Origin of the sequence: Pseudoalteromonas sp. GW168-MNA-CIBAN-0100 (genome assembly GCF_040309225.1) — a bacterium.
Taxonomy (GTDB): Bacteria; Pseudomonadota; Gammaproteobacteria; order Enterobacterales; family Alteromonadaceae; genus Pseudoalteromonas; species Pseudoalteromonas arctica.
The window spans coordinates 16,247-37,604 of the sequence record NZ_JBEOOL010000002.1; the positions used below are offsets into that span (position 1 = coordinate 16,247).

Here is a 21,358-nt window from a genome sequence, read left to right on the forward strand (position 1 = left end):
AAAGACGATGACTAAACTCAATATTGGTTTTATCGGCTTAGGCAATATGGGCGGCCCAATGGCGGCTAACTTAATTAAAGCTGGACATACTGTGAGTGTGTTTGATTTAAACCAGTCGGTCGTAAATGAACTTGCAAGCAAAGGCGCAAAAGCCGCAGTTGATGCAAAGCAGTGCGCAACCAATGCTGACGTACTTATTAGTATGTTACCTGCAGGCAAACATGTTAAATCGCTGTATTTGGGTAATAACGACGACAGCGGTTTAATTAATGTGCTAAGCAAAAATACATTAGTAATTGATTGCTCAACAATAGATGCAGGATCAGCACGCACTGTAGGCAGTGCACTTGGCAAACAAGGCATAAGCTTTGTAGATGCACCGGTATCGGGCGGTGTTGCAGGCGCAACCGCAGGCACACTTACTTTTATTGTAGGCGGCGAGAAAGCCGCGTTTAATAAAGCACATACAGTGCTGAGTGATATGGGTAAAAACATATTTCATGCAGGCGATATTGGTGCAGGGCAAGTAGCAAAAATATGTAATAACATGTTACTCAGTATTTTAATGGCAGGCACCAGCGAAGCACTGCAAATGGGTATTAATAACGGCCTCGATCCTAAAGTACTTAGCGACATAATGACCGCAAGTTCTGGGCGAAACTGGACGCTTGAACTTTACAACCCTTGCCCAGGTGTAATGGATACAGCCCCAGCAAGTAACGATTACAAACCTGGCTTTATGGTGGATTTAATGGCTAAAGATTTAGGCCTTGCTATGGAAGCCGCGCAGCAAAGTAATTCATCAACCCCTATGGGTTCAATGGCTAAAAATTTATACACTATGCTGCAGCACCAAGGTGCGGGTAGTGATGACTTTAGTGCCATTTTTAAACTGTTTTCAAAGTAGGAGCAACGCGTGGAAATTAAAAATAACACGGTAGTAATAACCGGTGGCGCACAAGGTTTAGGCTTTGCAATGGCGCAAAAGTTTGCACTTATGGGTGCTAACATTGCTTTAATAGATATGGCACAAGACTTATTAAACAACGCATGCAAGCAATTAACACAGCTTGAAGGTGTAACCAGCAATATTAAAGGTTATGCCGCAAACGTAACAAATGAGAGCGAAGTAGAAAACGTATTTAATACCATTAACAGCGATTTTGGCCACATTGGTGTGCTTATAAACAACGCAGGTATTTTACGCGACGGCATGTTTATAAAGGCTAAAGACGGTAAAGTCGTTAAAAAAATGTCTCTTGAGCAATTTCAATCAGTTATTGATGTAAACCTGACCGGTGTGTTTTTAGCAGGGCGGGAAGCTGCAAGCCACATGATTGAATCAGGCAAAGGCGGCGTTATAGTCAATATGTCGAGCGTAGCGCGAGCAGGTAACATAGGCCAAACAAATTACGCGGCATCAAAAGCAGGCGTAGTGGCACTTACCACCACATGGGCTAAAGAACTTGGCCGTTTTGGTATACGTGTAGGCGCTATTGCACCAGGTGTAATAAGTACTGCCATGACCGACGCCATGAAGCCTGAAGCCAAACAACGTATGCTTGCAGTAACGCCAGTAGGGCGCTTAGGCGAAAGCGACGAAATTGCCCATACTGCACAATACATAATTGAAAACGACTTTTTTACCGGCCGCGTGGTTGAAATAGACGGCGGTATTCGTTTGTAAAACAAGCGGGATTAAGATTGATTTTAAAAGCATGGCGCTTGTGGGCTGTGCTTTTTTGTTTTAAATCGGGGAGTTTATAATCTTGAAAAGGACTGATAACGGCGTTGGAAATTTGTTGTGAAATTAGTTGCTCGTTTGCTCTTAATAAAACCTAATGAGAGTGGCTTTTTAATCACTTCTTTAAATAAAAAGCTCAACGCATTTAAGGCTTGTGTTTGAGTGTTAGGAGCAACATTTTGTTGGTTGACTAAACGAGTTTAAAAAAGCTAAAAAAAGTTCGACCTCATTATCTCCCATCGTTGTTGGGTGCCTCATAGAGTTAAATCGAATAAACGAAGCTATCCAGTATAAATACGCTTTAATAGTACTTTTAGCATAACGCTTTAGATACATTTGTTCGGCTATCATAGTTAAAAAAGATGATTTCATGATATGAATCTCTAGTAAAAGTTAACTGTATATATAGACAGCACTTGTTGTTTTGTCCAATATTACTGATCTCCACCATTTCGGTGTATTTGTGCATTGATTAAAAATAATTTCCAGTTAACTAATTGTTTACAGGTGTTTATTTGATGGTTAAGATAAATGCACTGTAATATATGGATATTTGTCGGTTTATAAAACGACAAATGTCGTAGACAAAATTGTTATGAGTTCTTCTATGAATATCGATATTCTTGGCTACCATAAGTTCCTACGTAACAAGTTAAGTTCTTTGAATATAAGTTCATATGAAGATGCCAGTAAACTTATTAATGACTTTGGTTCGGAAAAGGTTACGCTAAATGGAAAAACCTTTACCTTATCAATCATTGTTGATGTTTATCCTCCAGATGATGAAATTGTCGTTGCTGTATATATTGAACGAAAAAAAATACTGTGTGATGAAGGTCATAGCCAAGGTTATCTTTTTAGGAAAAACAAAGAAAAGAGTATTTTGTCTCAGAAAAAATTATGGGATTATGGATACTAATTTCTATTTTTGAGTTTCAAACTCATAACAACACGCCCTGAGGTGGACAGCAAGCGCTAAAGCTCACTTTCCACCGCAAATTTTAACAGCGGTGATCCCTTACTTTTCAATGCAGTTAAGTAAGTTGATTCATCGTAGGGCGTATGTGTTTTCCAGCACCTAAATAGGATTCGTATCCACTTAAATGCCAATGATCTGATGATGGTATTATGAGGTTTTCCTTTGCCTTCTTGCTGCCGATAATATGCTTTAGCCCAAAATGAATAACGTACAGATAATCCTGCCCATTCCACAAATGTTTGCCTTAAAAATTTAGTGCATGAGTACCGCCAGTGTATCCATTCCTTTTTGCCACTGCGTTCGGTAACAGGGGCAATGCCTGCGTATTTTTGTATGTCAGCGGCGCACTTATAGCGGTCACGATTTGACCCCATAGCGGCTAATAGTCGAGGTGCTAATTGTGGGCCTGCACCTGGTAAACTATCAAAAATAGCGCGATCTGCATGTTGCTTATAAAATGTTTTAATTTCGTCATCAAATCGTGTTATTGCCAACATCAGCTGTTTAAGTTGCGGAACGAGGCATTCAATAAGCAATAAGTTTGGCGTGATCACCGCCATATCATCGGTGAGTATTTCTGCATCCTTTATTTCTTTTATCCGCTTTTCATTAATGAGTGGATAGCGGGAATTATGTTGATTAAAGAAGTCGAGTAGTGTTTGTTTTCTCGCTTTTTTAGCGTGAGCAAGAGAGGGCCAACGCAGTAAGAAGTCACAGAATATTTGAGTGTCTTTTTCTTTAAACCAATCAATCACGTGGGGATAATAATTTTTTAGCGTTGTGGCTATTTTATTGGTTAAATCAACACGATCTTGTAATAATTTACGGCGATATTCGACAAGCTGCGCAAGGCATCTAACGTCTTCCGAATCAGGTCTGATAACTGTTAATTTATCCATATGAAGTTGTAGAATTTCAACTTGAATAATTGCATCAGTAGGATCGTCTTTAGCCCCGCTGTGCGTAAATGCTGCACGATATTTAGCGACACTTGATGGATTAATCACAAATAATACAATGTGCTTAAATTTACTGAGTGCGTATATAAGCGGGCCTTTTTTAAGCTCACACGCGACAGCAACAGGTCTGCCATTGTAGCGTTGTTTTAACTCAAGCGCCCATGCATTAATTGACTTAGGATCAGATGAAATCACACTTAAGTGTTGTGTATTTGTGTCGCGATTTATTTCACAAATATCGTGTTTACGGTCAGCCCAATCGATCCCGATAAGGGCAGCAAAATCTGAAACGTTAAAGGCTTCCATTTTGGGCCTCCTAGAGGTAAAGTGAAAGGATAGGTAGTGATCAATAGTGTTTCTCGCAGGTCTTATAGATAGTCGGCATTACGACAATCCCTGAGTATGCGTATTGAAACAAATAACTCCTGTTGGTCCGAAAGTCTTGTTACAAACATAGATTGTTTCCGCTCAAATATTCGTGACCAACAGAAGCATATTCCATGTATTAATGAGATAGGTAAATACATTAATTAATGGAACGGAGTAACTATAAGTTGCTTAAACGGACACAAACAGCTGGCTGTGCTCGTTCCTCGCTATTATAGCCAGCCATTTTTAGCCGCTTAGCAAAGCGTTGAGGCTGTAGAATTACTTTTTTTAGGAACGTATCCAACTATTCTTGGTTGGTTGCTTTTTAACCTTGAATCCATGTGTTCGCTGTGATCTAATAGATATTATTCACCCACGGTAAACTGTTATGGCTAACTACAAGCCTGACTTATCCTGTCAAAATAAATTCATTCCTATCAATTTCGCTGAGCAAATTTTGCCTGGCACATTTGAATATGCCCTTTGTTATATCGTCGAAAATAAACTCGATTTATCGGGATTTGACGCGTGGTATAACAACGACAAAACAGGCGCTGCTGCGTATCCGCCTTCGGTAATGCTAAAGATTATTTTACTGGGCTATGCACATGGTTTTATCAGTAGCCGTCGGATTGCAAAGGCTTGCGAGCATAATATTTTATTTATGAGTGTGTCGGGTGATATCCAGCCACATTACACATCTATAGCGGGTTTTGTGGCTAAAATGCATGAACAGATTGAGCCGCTTTTTACGCAAGTGCTGATGATATGTGATGAGGAAGGCTTGATAGGCCGCAACATGTTTGCCATTGATGGGTGTAAATTAAAGTCCAATGCGAGTAAAGAGTGGAGCGGCACATTCGATGAGTTAAGCCGCAAAAAAGCAAAACTAGAACGCGCAAGCAAACGTATTATTGAACGCCACCAATCACAAGATGGACTGGGCGAAGAGTTAATAACTCAGGACTTAAAACAAAAAGAAAAGCTGGATAGAAGTGCAGGTAAAATCACCGAGTTTTTAGCCACTCACGAAGAGAAAACAGGCAGTAAAGGCAAGCCTGTTAAAAGTAATATCACTGACCCAGATAGTGCGAAGATGACGACCTCAAAAGGGACAATTCAAGGCTACAACGGCATCGCGATAAACGATGATAAACATCAAATCATCCTGCAAGCACAAGCGTGGGGCTCAGTGGGCGAACAACAAACTTTACAGCCAGCCGTTGCACAATTAAAACAGCAGCTTGCTAAACTCAATACAGAAAAAATGGCAGATAAACACACTATCAAATTCACCGCAGACAGTGGGTTTAACAGCGAAGTAAACCTTGAGTTTATGGCGCAAAGCGGGTTCGATACCTACATTGCGGATAACCAATTTAGAAAACGAAATCCGCTATTTAAAGACAGCGAAACATACGAAACAGAGCAAGAAAAACGGCGACTAAAACGCAGAAAAGGCAAGCCTCGGTTATTTACCTCAGACGATTTTCATTATGATGAGGCAACGCAAACATGCCGCTGCCCTGCAGGCAATGCCATGTGGCGAAGCGGGGTCAATGTAAACAGCCATAGCCAACAATACACGCGATTCTGTGGTTATTTAAGAGACTGTAAAACCTGCCCACTACAACAACAATGCATGCGAAAGCCACCCATTAAAACGGGGCGACAAGTACAGTTTATAAATAATGAATCACGCAAAAAGCTAAGCTATATCGACAAAATGAAAGTAAAAATAGACAGCCCCATAGGTCGACGACAATACAGCAAACGACTCGGGTGTATCGAACCGGTGTTCGGGAATATTACGGTGAATAAAGGTATGAATAAATTGACCTTACGGGGTCAAATGAAAGTGAATGCGCAATGGCAATTGTATTGCCTTGTTCATAATATAGAAAAGCTGCAAAACACGATGCATTAAGAAGGGTAAGCCCTTTCACCCTAAATAAAAGCCACTCAAACACCCGTAATCCCTTCCAAAACGCCAATTAAAACAATATCAAACACTTCTATATTCTGCGTAAAAATACAGTAATCAATTGAACCAAAATAGGAACTCAGCTATGGTTTGTTTATCAATAAAAACAAATTTAAAAACGAGTTAATCTACAGGCTCGTTAGCTAGCAAATGAAAGGTTCGTACAATATTCCAAATTCTATCCCAAAACCAGAGAGAGTCTTCAATATAATTTGGGGGCTAGGATTATTGAGTTATGCCTTATATGGTTACCAACACGGTGAACTTTACCTTCCAGGTAGAGGTTCATCTGATGGTGTTACGTTTACAGGTATCACATTAAATTTAATAATTGCAGCCATGGTTTTGGGAGCATTAAGTCTATTTGTTACTGTTGTTGATCATAATTAACAGTGACACCCATCCTAAATTTTAATTAACAGTGACACCCATCCTAAATTTTGATCTTTTTAAAATTAAGGACTACGTTTATTTAGTGTAAAAAATAAGCAGGGTGTCTTATGGCTATCGCAAGAAAGCGTCAAGTAAGTTTGGTTGATACAAAATACTATCACTGTATTTCACGCTGTGTTCGTCGTGCATTTTTATGTGGAGAAGACCGTTTTACTGGTCAATCTTACGAGCATCGACGAGGGTGGGTTGAAGATAAGCTGCTTGAATTAGCAAAGGTATTTTGTATTGATGTATGTGCTTATGCCGTAATGAGTAATCACACCCATTTGGTACTATATGTAGATGATAAGAAAGCAAACAGGCTGAATGATAAAGCGATTGTTATTCGCTGGCATAAACTCTGTAAAGGCACATTGTTAACGCAAAAATATGTACAAGGTGAAAAGCTAAGTAAAGTTGAACTCATCTTTTTCAACCAAACGGTTAAACAATACCGCGAACGCCTAGCAAGTATTAGCTGGTTTATGCGGTTGTTAAATGAAGACATTGCGCGCAGAGCAAATAAAGAAGATAACTGCACAGGACGATTCTGGGAGGGTAGATTCAAATCGCAAGCATTACTAGATGAAGCAGCCCTTGCGGCCTGCATGGCCTATGTCGATTTAAATCCCATTAGGGCTAAAATGGCTAACACACCAGAAGAGTCAGACCATACCAGTGTACAAAAGCGCTTAACATGCGCGACAGAAGGTAAACAGCCTAAACAGTTACTACGTTTTGCAGGTATGCCACGTCAGATTATGCCTAAAGGACTGCCGTTTGAGCTTAAATCGTACCTTGAACTTGTTGAGTTAACAGGGCGAATAATACGAGAGGATAAACGCGGGTATATTGATTACATGAACCTACCTTTGTTAGAAAGGCTTAATATCTCTCCAGAGAACTGGTTAAAACTGACTACGCAATTTACGCGCGTATTTCATGGTGCAGTAGGCAGGCCCACTTCACAAGCAAGTTACTGTGAAAACTTAAAGCGGAAACGGCGATCAAATATTAGCAACTGCGAAAAGCTACTCGCATAATACTTAAGCTACTCAGTAAAACCATTCAGTAAACATTATAACTGCAATTATGTAGTTATTATCATGCGTGTAATTCAGGTTTTAACGTGCTAATGACTTATTTAATGGATGAAATAAAAGTAACCCAATATTAAAAGATAAATTCTCAACCTAAAAGTGAATAGCCAGATTAAAAATAGAGTGGCTGTCTTGTTTAGTTTTTGAATTTAGTGGCACAGTTTTGTTTGTTCGATTAAGGTGGCTGTCAGGTTTGTATTCCTTTAAAAGATAAATTCTCAACCTAAAAGTGAATAGCCAGATTAAAAATAGAGTGGCTGTCATGTTTAGTTTTCCCGTAATCCCTTCTAAAACGCCAATTAAAACAACACCAAACCTTTTTATATTCTGCGTAAAAATACAGTAATCGATTGAACCAAAATAGGAACTCAGCTATGGTTTGTTTATCAATAAAAATAAATAAAATACGAGTTAATCTACAGGCTCGTTATACGTACAGGAGGGTTTTGTGCTAGATGAAATAATTTTGCAGCTTAAGGATAAAAAGTCACCTAAACGACGCTCTGCGACTAAGAAATTACGTAAACTTAAAAATATTGATGCTGGCCCCTTTCTATTAAGTGCTTTAAAAGAAGAACTTAAAGATTTACGTACTTGGGAAACTCAGTATCAAATGATTATGGCCATTGGAGAATGTGGCTATAAACCTGCGCTGGAATTCCTTCAATCACTTGCACACCAAACTTTCGAAGCGACAATGGTTTATGTCGCTATAGGTGATGCAATCCAAAGATTATCTATGCAAAATGAACAGGATGTTACAACGATATTTGAAGCCATAGATACAGAAAACGACATGCTTATTGACGGAGCTATTCGAGCAATGGCAATGCTTAAAGTAGTGCCAGTGAATCTAGATATAGAAAAAATAATTAATTATGTTGTCGCTAAAAACAACAATGATGGAATGCACTTTTGGGTCTTAGCTGCTGCTCCAGGTTGGTCGGGGAAAAAGGTTGATGAGTATTTAGCTTTTTGTTCAACGTCAAAACGAGACGAGATAATAGATGCTGTGGAGTTAGCCCGGAAACAAAAATATAAAAAATGGTTTCCGTTGTAGGTACGTATAACAAGCCACTCAAACAGGACAAATAACAGTGGGGCGTTATATGTACAAGGAGAGTTCAGTTGATGCGTTACCTATTATTTTTACTGTTGATAATACCTTTTTATTCTTTTGCCGAAATTAACCTTCCTCTGCAAAAAGAACTAATTGAAATGGAAATTGAAGATCAACATATTCGAAACAAAATAGGAGAAGCTGGGTGGCATAGCCCGCCTAAAGCACTCCTAGAAAAAATGATGAAAATAGATGAAAGTAATACAGGAAAACTTAAAGCTATCATTAAAAAGCATCATTGGGTAACAAGGGATTTAGTCGGAGTTAAAGGAGTTGGAGCAGCATTTTTAGTCATCCAGCATTCTCCTGATGTTGCATTTAAAGTAAAAATGCTTCCTTATTTAAAGCAATCATATTTGAATGGCGAAGGTGTTAGCGGACAACAAGTTGCTCTTTTAACTGATAAAGTTCTTATTGCACAAGGAAAGAAACAAATCTATGGTACTCAAGCTGACGTGAGTGAAGGTAAAGTTGTGTTTAGCCCTATAGAAGATGAAACTAATGTAGATAAACGGCGTGAAGAAATGAATATGCCCTCTTTAGATTTTTACTTAAAAATAATGGAAAAATGTACGGGATTAAAGAACACCCTGAAATAGTCTTGAATTAATGTACATATAACAAAACGCGCTGAAGTGGGCGACTAGTAAAATTTGGCTATTAATTGTGGGTAGCTGAAAATAGTAAGTAAGATTTTAAAAACTTTATAACAAGGAACGTATATGAATTTATTTGAGAACAAAACTGTAATTGAGTTTGAAATATCAGAAACAGGCCACCAAATTGTTGAAGCTAAAATTAACGGTAAATTGTTACGTTTTATTTTAGATACTGGCGCTGGGACATCTGTTTTAGACAGGGGATGCCTAAGTGAGTTAGGCATTGAAGAAATACTCAATATTGAGAATGCGGCAGGCTTAGGCACTTCTGATCACGCAATGGGGGATATAGAAGTTCATTCAATTGAGTTTGGAAATGCCTTGTTTGAAAGTCCTGACTTTGTGTCACTTAATCTTGACCATGTTCAGGTCGCGGGTGGTGAAAAGGGAGTACATGGCTTGTTAGGCTCTCCCTTTTTTACTCAATACCAAGCAGTTATCGATTTTTCAAAAAATAGGTTAGAGCTTTTTAATAAAAAAATTAAATAACTAACCTAAACTTTGTTCTTTAGTCGGTTTTAACTAGCACATCATGCCATGTTTATGGGTTTAACCGTGGCATGGTGCGACAGCTGTTATTGTTTACAATTTGTATTTCAAAGCTACTTTTCTAGTTCTTTTCTAATAACTCTTTTCTTATAATTTCAGCCCCAGCGCTCAAGGCATTTAGTTTACCTCTGGCTATATGGTGAGGTAGTGGAGCCATGCCGCAGTTTGTACACGGGTAGAGTTTGTCGGCATCTACAAATTGCAGTGCTTTACGTAGCGTATTAGCTACTTCTTTTGGCGTTTCGATAGTATGATTTGCTACATCAATTGCGCCTACCATTACTTTTTTACCACGAATGAGTTCTAGTAAATCCATTGGTACATGCGAGTTATGGCACTCTAGTGAGATAATATCGATATTAGATTGCTGAAGCTTAGGGAATGCTTCTTCGTACTGTCGCCATTCGCTTCCTAGTGTTTTTTTCCAATCTGTATTTGCTTTAATGCCGTAGCCATAGCAAATATGCACGGCGGTTTCGCATTTAAGACCTTCAATTGCGCGCTCTAAACAGGCAATTCCCCAGTCGTTCACTTCATCAAAAAATACGTTAAACGCGGGCTCATCAAATTGGATGATATCAACGCCGGCGGCTTCTAATTCTTTTGCTTCTTGATTGAGAATTATGGCAAATTCCCACGCTAGCTTTTCGCGGCTTTTATAATGATCGTCGTAAAGCGTGTCAATCATTGTCATTGGGCCTGGCAATGCCCATTTAATAGGTTGTTTGGTTTGCTTGCGTAAAAATTTAGCGTCTTCAACAAACACAGACTTTTGACGGCTAACAGGGCCCACAACGCTGGGTACACTCGCGTCGTATCGGTCACGAATTTTTACTGTTTTACGTTTTTCAAAGTCAACGCCATTTAGGTGCTCTATAAATGTAGTTACAAAATGCTGCCTTGTTTGCTCGCCATCGCTAACAATATCAATGCCTGCTTGTTGCTGGTCAAATAATGACAAACGTAGGGCGTCGTGTTTTCCTTGGGTTAATTCATCACCTTGTAATTTCCAAGGTGACCAAAGTGTTTCTGGCTCTGCAAGCCATAAAGGCTTAGGTAAACTGCCAGCGATAGATGTAGGTAGTAATTTTTTCATAATAAATAATGCCGTATATTTTAGTTAATTATTAAACGTATCGTTAAGCGCGTTATAACTGGTTGTTACTATTAGTTGTTATAACTGGTTGTTACTATTAGTTGTTATGACAGATAGCTAGTAGAGAATTGCTCAAGAACTCTTTGGTACGGCTTGATAAAATGCTCTTGTGCAAACTTGCCTTGCTCATTCGCTAACTTGCCGCGCTCTTCTCGGTCATACACAATTTGCGTTAGTGAGTGATCCAAGTTTTTTAAGTTTGGTTTATATGATTTACCCGCTGTTGCGTTGGCATTATAAATCTCTGGTCTGTAGATTTTTTGAAACGTTTCCATCGTACTAATAGTGCTTATAAGCTCAAGATTGCTGTAATCATTAAGTAAATCACCAAAGAAAAACAATGCCAAAGGCGCGGCACTATTTGGCGGCATAAAGTAACGTACCTGCAAGCCCATTTTTTTGAAGTATTGCTCAGTTAAAGACGATTCATTTGGCTCGTATTCAACGCCAAGTACCGGGTGTTGGTTTTCAGTGCGGTTGTAGGTTTTGTTATCTGACACACTTAGGCATATAACCGGTGGTTTTTTAAAGTTTTGTTTGTATGTATCCGAATTTACGAATGACTGAAATAGCTTGCCATGTAAAACCCCAAAGTCATTAGGAATACTAAATTGAGGCTTGCCTTTGTTATGCTCTTGTAGGAGTACGCTAAAGTCGTAGTCGCGCACATACGATGAAAAGTTGTTTCCTACAATGCCTTCAATGCGCTTATTAGTTTTATGGTCAACAATATTTGTTTTTAATATTTCGATAGAGGGGAAGCTTTCGCCGCCATCTTCAATACCTATCTCAACAGAGACAATTTCAAGCTCAACAGCATAACGCTCACCTTTGGTGTTATCCCAGTGGGCTAGGGCATTAAAACGGTTGTTAATCATGTTTAAGGCGTTACGCAAGTTTGCTTTGCGGTATTCACCTCTGGCTAAATTAGCAAAGTTGGTTGTGATACGCGTATTAGTTGATGGATGATAATTTTCATCGAGTGAAACGCTCTTTATATTAAATGTAAAATCTTTTTTCATCGTGTTTATATCCAATTTTATAATTTAAACCTGATTGATGCTCTGCGCTTTATTAGCCTTGCAACTTACTTAGCTGGTTTTGTTATTTAGCAGCTTTAAGTTGTTAGCAATAGTGTTTAGCGCTAAGGGATGAGTAATTTATACGTTGATTGGTATATGAAGAAAAACGGTTTAATTTCACATAAAACATGAGTCATATTCATTAATCATTATTGTTAAATTCGATTACGTAGTAATTGACGATAAAAAGGCATAAATCGATAAAAATAAAAGATAGATGTTTAGCCGTTTAGACTTCTTTGGTGGTGGCGTGCACTTTATTCATGTTGAACATGAGGAATATTCAAAGGGGTTTTTTTATAGCTATAACAGTACATTAGCCAAATTTTTAGTATGTTAAGTCGCTGTTTATAATAAATGTCGTCACGGGTAAGTTCCATCTAGCTATATAAGTAGATACCTTAGCTAATCTAATCTCAAAAGATAAACCGACTTTTCTAAGTACGTATATAAATGCTTGTAAATTAATAAAAGGCTATAAACCATATTAATGGCAATGCCAGTGCGTTAAGTAAGTTATACTCGTTTTTCATCACCTCACCTATTGAGTATTCGTGGATATCAAAGGCACTTGTATTGCATCAACTATTGATGAGCATGGCCCTGTTTATGTATATCAAACAAAAAAAAATCTTATTCTCAGCTTTGACGGAAAAATTTATCAAAGCTGTATTAAATTAAATAATATAAACGGGTTAAGCTTAGCTTATACGCAAGCTATGATGGCTGCGCTTTTTTTTATTCCACACTTAAAAACCGCGATGATAATGGGGCTTGGGGCGGGCTCTATAGCAAAAAGTCTTTATCATGCGTTTCCTGCACTGACCATACATACCGTTGAATACCGTAAAGCCGTGGCTGATATGGCTATAAAATATTTTGAACTGCCTGTGTCAGAACGTTTGTTTATTCATATTGATGATGCGGCAAACTACATGAAAAAAACGCAGATAAAAACGGATGTTATTTTTTCTGATTTATATAGCTCAGATGGGATGGAATCAGATCAGGTGCAATCATCCTACTTACGCGATTGTAAAAATGCGCTCACTTTTGATGGTGTTTTAGTACTTAATATTTGCCATACCAAAGTTGGGCAGAGGGAAGCGTTTGATCAACTTCTTGAGAAAGAATTTGCAGGAAAGATTCTTAGTTTTATTATTGAAGGCGGTAATAAAATTGTGTTCGCTTTTAACAATAAAATGCCTGCACTTAGTGAAGATGAATTACTTGCTAAAGCTCACGTGTTACAAAAATTAATAAACGTACCAATGACGCGCTATGCCGGGCTTTTATTTAATTAAAATGGTTAGTTTGATTTACTGGTAAATGACGCGTTTGAATCCATCCATCTATCTGTTGTTCATTTAAACTTGGTTAAACTAATCATACTCTGAATAAAAATAATAAAGTACGTACCCGTACGGAAACACTCATACATGGATTACTGTAAAAATATAATCGCTAAATTTATAAGCGCGATGCAAAAGCGACCTGGATTGTTGGCTGTGTTGGCATTTTTGTCGGGCGTTGCTAGCTTTGCACTTGTAGATAGAAAAGAGTCTTTTTCGCAAGTTATTGCGATATTTTTGCTTATTAGTTGGTTGTGGCTAATTATTGATAATTGGTTACGTGACAAAGTAGAAGAAAAGTTTGGTGTGGCTGTATCTCCTAATGTAATGCGTTTTGCTCTGCAAATGGTGCAGCAAGAAAGCTTATTTTTTGCTTTACCGTTTTTTTTAGCGGTTACACAGTGGGATCATCCTCAAGCAATTTTTACCTCCCTCATTGTTTTGTGTGCGGTTATATCGGTTATAGACCCCTTTTATTACAAAAAACTTGCTAGAAATCGCACGTTATTTAGTGTGTTTCATAACTTTGCTTTATTCGTTGTTTTGCTTGTTACTTTACCTATTTTGTTGAACCTTACAACGAGCCAAAGCTTAGCCGCAGCCCTTGTAACGGCTGTAGTGGTTACTCTACCGAGTTTAAACAATTTAATGCCTAATGCACGCTGGTGGCGTTTTCCTATTCTTGTATTGATTTTATGTGCTTTGAGCACTGCTGTGTGGCAATTAAGAAGCTTTGTGCCTCCTGCAGCGCTGCGATTAACCGATATTACGTTAGCTCATGAAGTTGATTTACAGCATAAAAAGCCAGTAGGGAGTATTAAACAGTTAGACTCTTATACACTGCACCATCAAGGTTTATATAGTTGGACTGCTGTTAAAGCACCAAGAGGCTTAAATGAAAAAATATTTCATGTGTGGCTTCATAATAAAAAAGAAGTTGATCGGATCACGTTAAATATAAACGGCGGGAGAGAGCTAGGGTACAGAGCATGGACCCACAAGGTAAATTTCCCTAGTGACTCTGTTGGTAAGTGGCAAGTAAAAGTAGTCACCGAATCAGGTCAGTTAATAGGTTTAACGAAATTTACTGTTACACCTTAATTAACTTAGCTGGCTGTATTTTAAACACATAGCTGATATAGTTTTTGTATTCCAAACTAATGGACATAGTTAATGAGTATTGCATTTGAGATTTTTATTTGGCTAATAGTTGAAACTTGTTTGAGCTTCTTGTTTTACTCGACCGGCTGGCTGCTATTAAAAGTGGTAACGTTTGGGCAGTATAAAAGCGAGTTTAAGGATTTTGCATCTTATAAAGCGAGTAAAGCTAGAAGAGTCGACTTAATCTTCTTACTCGGTTTTTGTTTTTATGTTGCACTGATTGTCCTTATGGCTTATTTAAATCACTAAACTGGCCAACAAATTAGGTTAATAATTTTAAGAATAATAAGCAGCTTAATGAGTTATTGCTGCTTATAGTTTTCCCCTTTATCGCACTTTTTTACACTTCCTACTTATACTTTTCCTGTTTTTGCAATAGGGAACACCTCACCGTGAGTACTATAACTATCATTTTAACTATTAAATTAAGTACCTGCTAGAGCATTGCTCGGTGCGTATATAGCTTTGGTTTGTTGGTTGAAATCCGAGCTAATTGCAACTTGTAGTTTATGGGTAATACTTAGTAAATACTTCAAATCTAATAAATAAAACAATATATATGCATCCATTTATTGCGCTAACACGTTTTATAACAATACTATGCGCCACATTTACCCTTTATGATGGTTTTGGACTTAATAAATGACTCACTATTTAAAATATGTATTTGTTATTACGACTCTAGCGGGTGCAAATACAGCTTACGCACAAGCAAAAACACAAGAGCACTATCAAGAGCTTGAAGTGGGTGTAGGCGGAAATATTAAGCATACCCATACTGACGTAAATTATAAAAATAAAGAGTTTGATTTACATATTCACCCATTATGGGAAAGCCGATATGTAACCGAAGGTCGAGATAACCTTGCCGGTAATGGTATTGTATCAATTGCTACTGAGTTTAATTATAAAAACTTTGCGGTGATCCCTTGGGCCGCAAAAGGTATTAGTAGTGATTATTCAGAGCTTAATTTAAATGCCATTTATACCGCTCACTTATCTGAGCGAGTAGAGATGTATGTAGGTTATAACTATATTAAAGCTCGCGAAGATGGCATTGACGCTCACGATAATGAGCTAAGCCTCGACTTTGCGTATCTCTATGCAGACGATATTCAGTTGTTAAGTAGTGTTTATCATTCATTTGATGCCAGCGGTACATTTTTGGAGTTGGCAGTAAAAAAAGATTTTTATATTAACGATTTACTATTATTGGATATTCAATCGGGCGTGGGGTTTAACGCGGGGTATGTTAGTAATGGGCACAACGGAATTAACAACGTAAAGTTTACTGCAAACTTGTCGTATCAGCTTTTTAATCAATTAGCCTTATACACATATACAAGCTATAGCATTGCCGTTAATAAAGATGAAAAACGCTTTGCAGGTGACGAGACACTTCGAAATATATTTTGGGGTGGTGTAGGGCTAAGTTATCAATACTAGGGCGTGTTTGCTTTTCGAGGGTGAGTTTACAGCTTTTAAATTATTCGTATGTTTTGAATCAATGAACAATGCGTATGTGTAATACACAATAACTAAAAAATGTTAGTGTTTAGCTATCGTTTAAACACAGTTGAGAATTACATATGAAGTTTTTAGTATTTTTAGGCACAGTACGCGATAGCACTCCACCAAAACCAGCTCGCTTAGGCTTAAGGGTTTCTAGGGCTTGTATAGAATGCTTAACAGAGCATTTTGGCGATCATGAGTTTGAGCTAATTGATACGTTGGATTTTCCTTGCGAAAACATATTTAAACCACACTTTGCATACGCTGAAAGTAATGCACCTACAGAGCTCACTCTTTTAGCTGATAAAATTAAAGCCGCAGATGGGTATATAATGATTAGCCCTGAGTACAATCACAGCATGAGTCCAGCTCTCGCTGACTTACTTAATCATTTTGGTAGCTCACTATTTTCGTATAAACCAAGTGCAATAGTAACTTACTCAGCAGGGCAGTGGGGTGGCGTAAGAGCGGCCATTAGTATGCGCACATTTTTATCTGAACTTGGCTGTTTGCCGGTATCGGCGATGATCCACGTGCCAAAAGCGCAAGATGTGTTTAGTGAGGATGGCAAACCTGTTGCAGGAGAGAGTCAATCATCGTGGTTTAATTATTTCTCACGCACGTTTAGCCAACTAATATGGTGGGCGCAGGCTGCTAAAGACCATACCGAGGTGGTTGACCCGCAAAGTTTGCTAAAGAGCTTTAAAACAGCTCCTTCTCAGCGCAATGCACCTTAATACCCGCTAACTAATTGTTTGGATTGATTATAGAAACATGGCTGCATATAGTGGTATCATTAACGCTACATATTTTTAATAATGCATAATACCAATCCGCAATAATACTTAATCAATTTTAGGGATTAAATCGCTAACGGCATTAAAAAATTTTGATATAGAACAACTCAATAACGAAATTTTTGCTTTGTTATCGACACGATTTTCTTGTCTCAAAATAGAACACTGAATTATGCGAATTGGTGTAAGAAACAAGGAAATTGTGTCTTGAAATATCTAGCCTTACTAAGTGTGCTAACGCTTAGTGCATGTAGTTCTGTTCCCCATAAAATTGAAATGAGCCAAAGTACGGCTGCAAATATGAACCTTATCGCTTTAACTGAGCAAAGTGCACCTAAGGGTGTTGCTGGCACTTACCAGTTTCATATTAAAGCGGCGGGAGCTCAGGGGAGTTGGTTGTATTTAAATACAGAAACTGATTATCGTGACAGGCGTTCAATTACGGTATCAATACAACCTAATGTGGTAGCAGAGCTTCAAAGTAAATACGGACAACCAGCAGACACCTTTTTTATTGATAAAACAATAGAAGTAACAGGCGAAGCCAAACGGGTAACTATCGATTTTATGAGCCGTGGAAGAGTCACTAATAAATATTATTATCAAACGCACATAGCTGTGTCATCACTCAAGCAACTTCGTGTTATTGAAAGTTAGTAAAAACAATGCACTGTATTTATATACAGTGCATTGTAAAAGCTTACTTTGAGCTTTAACGTTTACACTTAAATTTACTTTTCTGGCGCTACTTTAGCGCTGTTTTATTCAACGATTTCAAAACTCTTATTTAACCTATTGTAATCTCATTACATAAAACTAATAATTGGTTAGTTTTATAAGTTTGAGTACCTGTATTGAAAGCCAAAGAAATCCGCAATTTTTATATCAACGAAGAGCAATCTGTTTATTTGCTTTCGCACCGCGATGCTAAAAAACACCGCCAGTGGCTTAATATTTGTATCAAGCAGCTAACACTGCTGGGCTACAAAAACGTTGAAATGATTGGCTCGGGTGCTTTTGGTTTTGTGTTTGCAGGTGATGACGATAATGGCTTACCTTGGGTATTTAAGTTTTCGCGTATTACGCTTGCCCAAAGTGTACGTGATCGCCTAGAAGACGAAGCGTATATGCTTTCGCAAATTAATAACCCCTTAGTGCCTACCTTTTATGCATTTGAGCGAATTAAAAGACAAGGGATTTTAATGATGGCGCGCGCCATTGGAGAGGACCTTGAAAAAGTATCGCTTAAAACAGGGCGCTTTAGTGCCGCGCAAATAATGGCGCTAGCTGTTAGGTTACGTAATGTATTAATTGATTTACGTAGCCACAAAAATGGCGTTAGCCCACAACCTATAGTGCATGGCGATATAAAACCTTCAAACCTTGTTTGGGATGCAAACACTGATGCGCTTTCGTTAGTGGATTGGGGCAGCTCTGTGTATGCACAGCTCGATAGTGATGGGAATCCTGTTGCGAGTAATTTTATGGATTTAATGTCGGGCGATTTAAGCACAACGAATGCCCGTATGGGCGATGTGTACTTTATTGGTGAAGCGCAAATGTCGGGGGAGCAATCATCCCCACGATTTGACGAGCAAGGTGTAGCCGCCACGTTGTATGCGCTAGCGTCGGCGCAGTCGTGTCGCTTTGGTGCGCAAGCCATCCCTGCAAGCAGCTTAGGGCTCCCAAAAGAGCTGGCTAAAGTGATTGATGGCATGCTCTCTAAAAGTAAGGCACAACGTGATGGTGCCGGTGATTACTTTATGCGTAACATTACAACTATGGCTAAAGCGTATTTACCTGAATTTGATAAAAAACAAAAAAAAGCAGATATCCCTTTTTGGTATGGCAAGGCAGAGCAACCCGACACGGTTGTATATAGTTCACGAAAACAGTTTTTACGCCAAGCCGATCATAATCAGCAATTACTAGATATAAACGACGCGCAACTTGACCGTTATTATAAAGAGTTTTTGTTTGATACAGGCGATACCGAAAAAGCATTTTTAGCATCGATAAGCCGATTAGCTAAGTACCCTGTAGTAGGAGGGCTTAGTTTTCATTGGAAGGATGAGTCAATGTTTGTTGAATCGTCTTTAATTATGCATGACGAATCATTGGGTGATGCGTTTAGTGATGCGATTAATAACACGGTGATGCTTGCGCAAGCGATTAATCAAAAAGGGTTATTTAAGTGTTGTTTGTTTGATGCCCGTAAAACCATTCAGCTAGAGCGAGATGGCACGGGGGCATTTAAGTTTGATAGCCTACCAGAGCTTGAATACGAAGTAGTCAGTATGAAAGCAAACGACATAACCCGCCCGCATTCATACTTTGAAGACGGTAAAGATCCTGATGAACAACTACAGCTCCCTAAAAAAGTAATCAAGTGCGTATTTGAGCTTAACCAAATTCACCATACAGGGTGTATTATTTTTGAAGCACTGCCGGATAGAATGAAGATTCACCATTACTACCGCTTACTCGATTCGAGTAAAGAGGTTGAGTTTAAACGTTTGCTAAATAAACTAATGCAATACGCGGTAAATATTACGGACGTTGGTGTTGCGGGCTTTATGAAACTCCCATATAAAAACACCCGTGAGTTTAGTTTATGTGAGCAGCAAGAAGAGCATTACTTTCCTAAAAATCCTAAGCTTGTACCTTTATAGAAAAAGCACTTAAATAAAGAGTACTGAATGAAAAGACAAAGATAAAAAAGAGCACAAGTTTGTTTAACTTGTACTCTTTGCTACTTAATTATTAGGTAAGTATTACTAATTATTAAAACACCTTACTAAAGGGCGACGTTGGTGTTAGCTCAAATTGATGAGTAAGTTTTTGCGTTTTATTAGTCGCTGTTATTTGATAATGCTGCTTGTGCTCATTGTTACTAAATAGCTTAACGTTAAAGTTAACTTTGGTTAATTTACTGGGCAAAGAGTAGCGACCAGTAATGGTTACTTGGTCTATATTGTCGCTTTTATGTGTATGCGACGCTTCTGGGTTTAGCAAAAGTCCGTCAATAGTAAATTTATACTGATGATCTGCTAAATAAACGTTCTTTTTAACTCGCTTACTTATTTTTTTTTTATGAGCATTGAACTCAACTATTGATACTTTGCCATCCTTGTTTTCATCAACCCCTTTAAAAGCCGACATAGGGATTGAAAGCACAATAAACACGTTATTATCAACAAAATTCAGCGTACCGTGCTCTGCAACCATTAAATGTGCGTTTGCTAAATTTGGCATAATCAACAAACCCAAAGTAGTCATACTCAGTAGACCTCTTTTTGTATAAGGCATAACTTACTCCTAACTAAACTTCGCCTTTAACGCAGCGTTGAAAAAATGGGTAAGTGTCTGTTGCGTAGTAGTGGTATATCCCATCAGGAAACTCAGGCGTTACACCAACGCGGCCATTACATTCATCTAAATCACCAGAGCCTGCTACGTATTCCCAATCTTGTGCAAATGTACCTAACGGGTATATATCGGTAGAAGGGCGGTTTGCACTTTCGGTTGTTACCTGTTGATAGCTACCGGTCATTGCGGTTAGGGCTGAAGTTGCATCACTTGAGTCTGAATAGCCGTAACGTGCATATATAGGAAAGCAATCTGCTGCCCAGCCTATTAGAGTCATAGTGGTGCTATTGCCACCTCGCATTGCTACAAAGCCTTCTGGCATACCATGATAGTGATATGTGCCATCGGGTTGTACATGTGCATTGTTGTCGTCTGTTCCAAAACTAAACGTGTCTTGGCTTAGGGCTTCTATATTCCAGTTGCCGCTGTTGTCGCCTAAATCGCAATCGGTGCCAGAATCATCACAACTTCCGCCTGTACCAGCGTCTATTTTAATGCCATTAAGTACAACGCCTATCATTCCACGAGGACCACCAAGCATGGTTGCTTGTGTTGTTTCTATAGGCTCAAGTGTGTAGCTTTCATTTACTGATTGTTCAGAAATAGTATTTGGGTTATCAGCATTAGGGAATGTGCCTACTTCGTGATCGGGTATGCCATTAGCTACTAAGTCGCGTGTAGTTCCTGTGCATGACCAATCTGCTGCGCTGGTGGCTTGTACTGACTCTGATTCGTTATATTCACTGTAGCTATATTCACAAAGTACACTTTGGGTTGAACTGCTGGTACCTGTGCCATTATCTGTGGTGGTTTGTGATGAGCTTTCTGTAGTTGCTGAGCTATCAGCTATGCCTTCTCCACCTCCACATGCAACTAACGATGAAACAATTAAAGCAAGAGAAGTGAGCTTTAAAGCATTTATCCTATTTCGATTTTTATTATTAAGTGCGTATTGTTTCATTGCTGCCTACCTGATCAATTAAGTTACTCAAACAATAATCAGCAATTGTGCAAATAGTGTGTAAACAATGATG

At 38.5% G+C, this 21,358-nt stretch carries 21 protein-coding genes and 1 pseudogene; 15 read left to right on the forward strand and 7 right to left on the reverse strand.

All coding sequences use genetic code 11. From position 1 onward, the window contains the following. Positions 1-7: 7 nt before the first annotated feature. Both mmsB and AAEY62_RS01155 read left to right on the forward strand, forming a co-directional pair. Positions 8-907 (forward strand): 3-hydroxyisobutyrate dehydrogenase, encoded by a 900-nt coding sequence (gene mmsB, locus AAEY62_RS01150; RefSeq protein ID WP_197236707.1) that lies wholly within the window; start codon positions 8-10, stop codon positions 905-907. A 9-nt stretch (positions 908-916) separates the two neighbouring features. Further along, positions 917-1,687: an SDR family oxidoreductase gene (locus AAEY62_RS01155; protein WP_197236708.1), complete on the forward strand. Its 771-nt coding sequence runs from the start codon at positions 917-919 to the stop codon at positions 1,685-1,687. Positions 1,688-1,761: 74 nt separating this feature from the next. Here AAEY62_RS01155 and AAEY62_RS25330 read toward each other — a convergent pair. Both AAEY62_RS25330 and AAEY62_RS01160 read right to left on the reverse strand, forming a co-directional pair. Continuing rightward, positions 1,762-1,893 (reverse strand): annotated as a pseudogene (locus AAEY62_RS25330) (hypothetical protein); the annotation flags it as partial. 16 nt (positions 1,894-1,909) lie between these two features. Next, a complete protein-coding gene (locus AAEY62_RS01160) occupies positions 1,910-2,116 on the reverse strand; it encodes a phage integrase N-terminal SAM-like domain-containing protein (RefSeq protein WP_182736427.1) in 207 nt (68 codons plus the stop codon). A 235-nt stretch (positions 2,117-2,351) separates the two neighbouring features. On the opposite strand from AAEY62_RS01160, the gene AAEY62_RS01165 reads away from it, so the two are divergent. Beyond that, positions 2,352-2,663 carry a hypothetical protein gene (locus tag AAEY62_RS01165; protein ID WP_197236709.1) on the forward strand — a complete coding sequence of 104 codons (312 nt, stop codon included), beginning with the start codon at positions 2,352-2,354 and terminating at the stop codon, positions 2,661-2,663. Between the two features lie 56 nt (positions 2,664-2,719). Here AAEY62_RS01165 and AAEY62_RS01170 read toward each other — a convergent pair whose 3' ends face one another. Then, on the reverse strand, positions 2,720-3,988 hold the full coding sequence (locus AAEY62_RS01170; RefSeq protein WP_350604082.1) for an IS110 family RNA-guided transposase: 1,269 nt from the start codon (positions 3,986-3,988) through the stop codon (positions 2,720-2,722). A 451-nt stretch (positions 3,989-4,439) separates the two neighbouring features. Here AAEY62_RS01170 and AAEY62_RS01175 point away from each other — a divergent pair, with 451 nt between their 5' ends. The 6 genes from AAEY62_RS01175 (at position 4,440) to AAEY62_RS01200 (ending at position 9,835) form a co-directional block, all read left to right on the forward strand. Next, complete coding sequence (locus AAEY62_RS01175; RefSeq protein WP_350634448.1) at positions 4,440-5,978, forward strand: transposase; 1,539 nt, start codon at positions 4,440-4,442, stop codon at positions 5,976-5,978. 207 nt (positions 5,979-6,185) lie between these two features. Then, positions 6,186-6,425 carry a hypothetical protein gene (locus tag AAEY62_RS01180; protein WP_197237323.1) on the forward strand — a complete coding sequence of 80 codons (240 nt, stop codon included), beginning with the start codon at positions 6,186-6,188 and terminating at the stop codon, positions 6,423-6,425. Between the two features lie 110 nt (positions 6,426-6,535). Then, positions 6,536-7,510, forward strand: a complete 975-nt coding sequence (locus AAEY62_RS01185) for a transposase (protein ID WP_024589310.1) — start codon at positions 6,536-6,538, stop codon at positions 7,508-7,510. Between the two features lie 505 nt (positions 7,511-8,015). Then, a complete protein-coding gene (locus AAEY62_RS01190; RefSeq protein ID WP_350634449.1) occupies positions 8,016-8,627 on the forward strand; it encodes a HEAT repeat domain-containing protein in 612 nt (203 codons plus the stop codon). 71 nt (positions 8,628-8,698) lie between these two features. Continuing rightward, positions 8,699-9,286: a DUF6624 domain-containing protein gene (locus AAEY62_RS01195; protein WP_350634450.1), complete on the forward strand. Its 588-nt coding sequence runs from the start codon at positions 8,699-8,701 to the stop codon at positions 9,284-9,286. Positions 9,287-9,409: 123 nt separating this feature from the next. Next, complete coding sequence (locus AAEY62_RS01200; RefSeq protein WP_024589325.1) at positions 9,410-9,835, forward strand: retropepsin-like aspartic protease; 426 nt, start codon at positions 9,410-9,412, stop codon at positions 9,833-9,835. A 121-nt stretch (positions 9,836-9,956) separates the two neighbouring features. Here the strand turns inward: AAEY62_RS01200 and AAEY62_RS01205 are convergent, their stop codons facing one another. Together AAEY62_RS01205 and AAEY62_RS01210 are read right to left on the reverse strand one after the other, a co-directional pair. Next, on the reverse strand, positions 9,957-10,991 hold the full coding sequence (locus AAEY62_RS01205; RefSeq protein ID WP_024589324.1) for a methionine synthase: 1,035 nt from the start codon (positions 10,989-10,991) through the stop codon (positions 9,957-9,959). Between the two features lie 104 nt (positions 10,992-11,095). Beyond that, positions 11,096-12,073 carry a DUF1852 domain-containing protein gene (locus AAEY62_RS01210; protein WP_024589323.1) on the reverse strand — a complete coding sequence of 326 codons (978 nt, stop codon included), beginning with the start codon at positions 12,071-12,073 and terminating at the stop codon, positions 11,096-11,098. 614 nt (positions 12,074-12,687) lie between these two features. Between AAEY62_RS01210 and AAEY62_RS01215 the strand changes: the two genes are divergently transcribed. From AAEY62_RS01215 to AAEY62_RS01245, 6 genes are all read left to right on the forward strand, one after another. Continuing rightward, positions 12,688-13,437 carry a spermidine synthase gene (locus AAEY62_RS01215; protein ID WP_024589322.1) on the forward strand — a complete coding sequence of 250 codons (750 nt, stop codon included), beginning with the start codon at positions 12,688-12,690 and terminating at the stop codon, positions 13,435-13,437. A 135-nt stretch (positions 13,438-13,572) separates the two neighbouring features. Continuing rightward, positions 13,573-14,586: a DUF5924 family protein gene (locus AAEY62_RS01220; RefSeq protein ID WP_024608279.1), complete on the forward strand. Its 1,014-nt coding sequence runs from the start codon at positions 13,573-13,575 to the stop codon at positions 14,584-14,586. Between the two features lie 702 nt (positions 14,587-15,288). Then, on the forward strand, positions 15,289-16,092 hold the full coding sequence (locus AAEY62_RS01230; RefSeq protein WP_165735124.1) for a hypothetical protein: 804 nt from the start codon (positions 15,289-15,291) through the stop codon (positions 16,090-16,092). Between the two features lie 143 nt (positions 16,093-16,235). Continuing rightward, on the forward strand, positions 16,236-16,895 hold the full coding sequence (locus AAEY62_RS01235; protein ID WP_350634451.1) for an NADPH-dependent FMN reductase: 660 nt from the start codon (positions 16,236-16,238) through the stop codon (positions 16,893-16,895). Between the two features lie 267 nt (positions 16,896-17,162). Continuing rightward, positions 17,163-17,612: a hypothetical protein gene (locus AAEY62_RS01240; RefSeq protein ID WP_101163863.1), complete on the forward strand. Its 450-nt coding sequence runs from the start codon at positions 17,163-17,165 to the stop codon at positions 17,610-17,612. 197 nt (positions 17,613-17,809) lie between these two features. After that, entirely contained in the window at positions 17,810-19,627 is a 1,818-nt protein-coding gene (locus tag AAEY62_RS01245; RefSeq protein ID WP_350604100.1) for a protein kinase domain-containing protein, read from the forward strand. Between the two features lie 112 nt (positions 19,628-19,739). On the opposite strand, the gene AAEY62_RS01250 is transcribed toward AAEY62_RS01245, so the two are convergent. Both AAEY62_RS01250 and AAEY62_RS01255 read right to left on the reverse strand, forming a co-directional pair. Next, complete coding sequence (locus AAEY62_RS01250; RefSeq protein WP_350634452.1) at positions 19,740-20,264, reverse strand: hypothetical protein; 525 nt, start codon at positions 20,262-20,264, stop codon at positions 19,740-19,742. Between the two features lie 13 nt (positions 20,265-20,277). Then, a complete protein-coding gene (locus AAEY62_RS01255; RefSeq protein WP_350634453.1) occupies positions 20,278-21,285 on the reverse strand; it encodes a YHYH protein in 1,008 nt (335 codons plus the stop codon). Between the last annotated feature and the right edge of the window lie 73 nt (positions 21,286-21,358).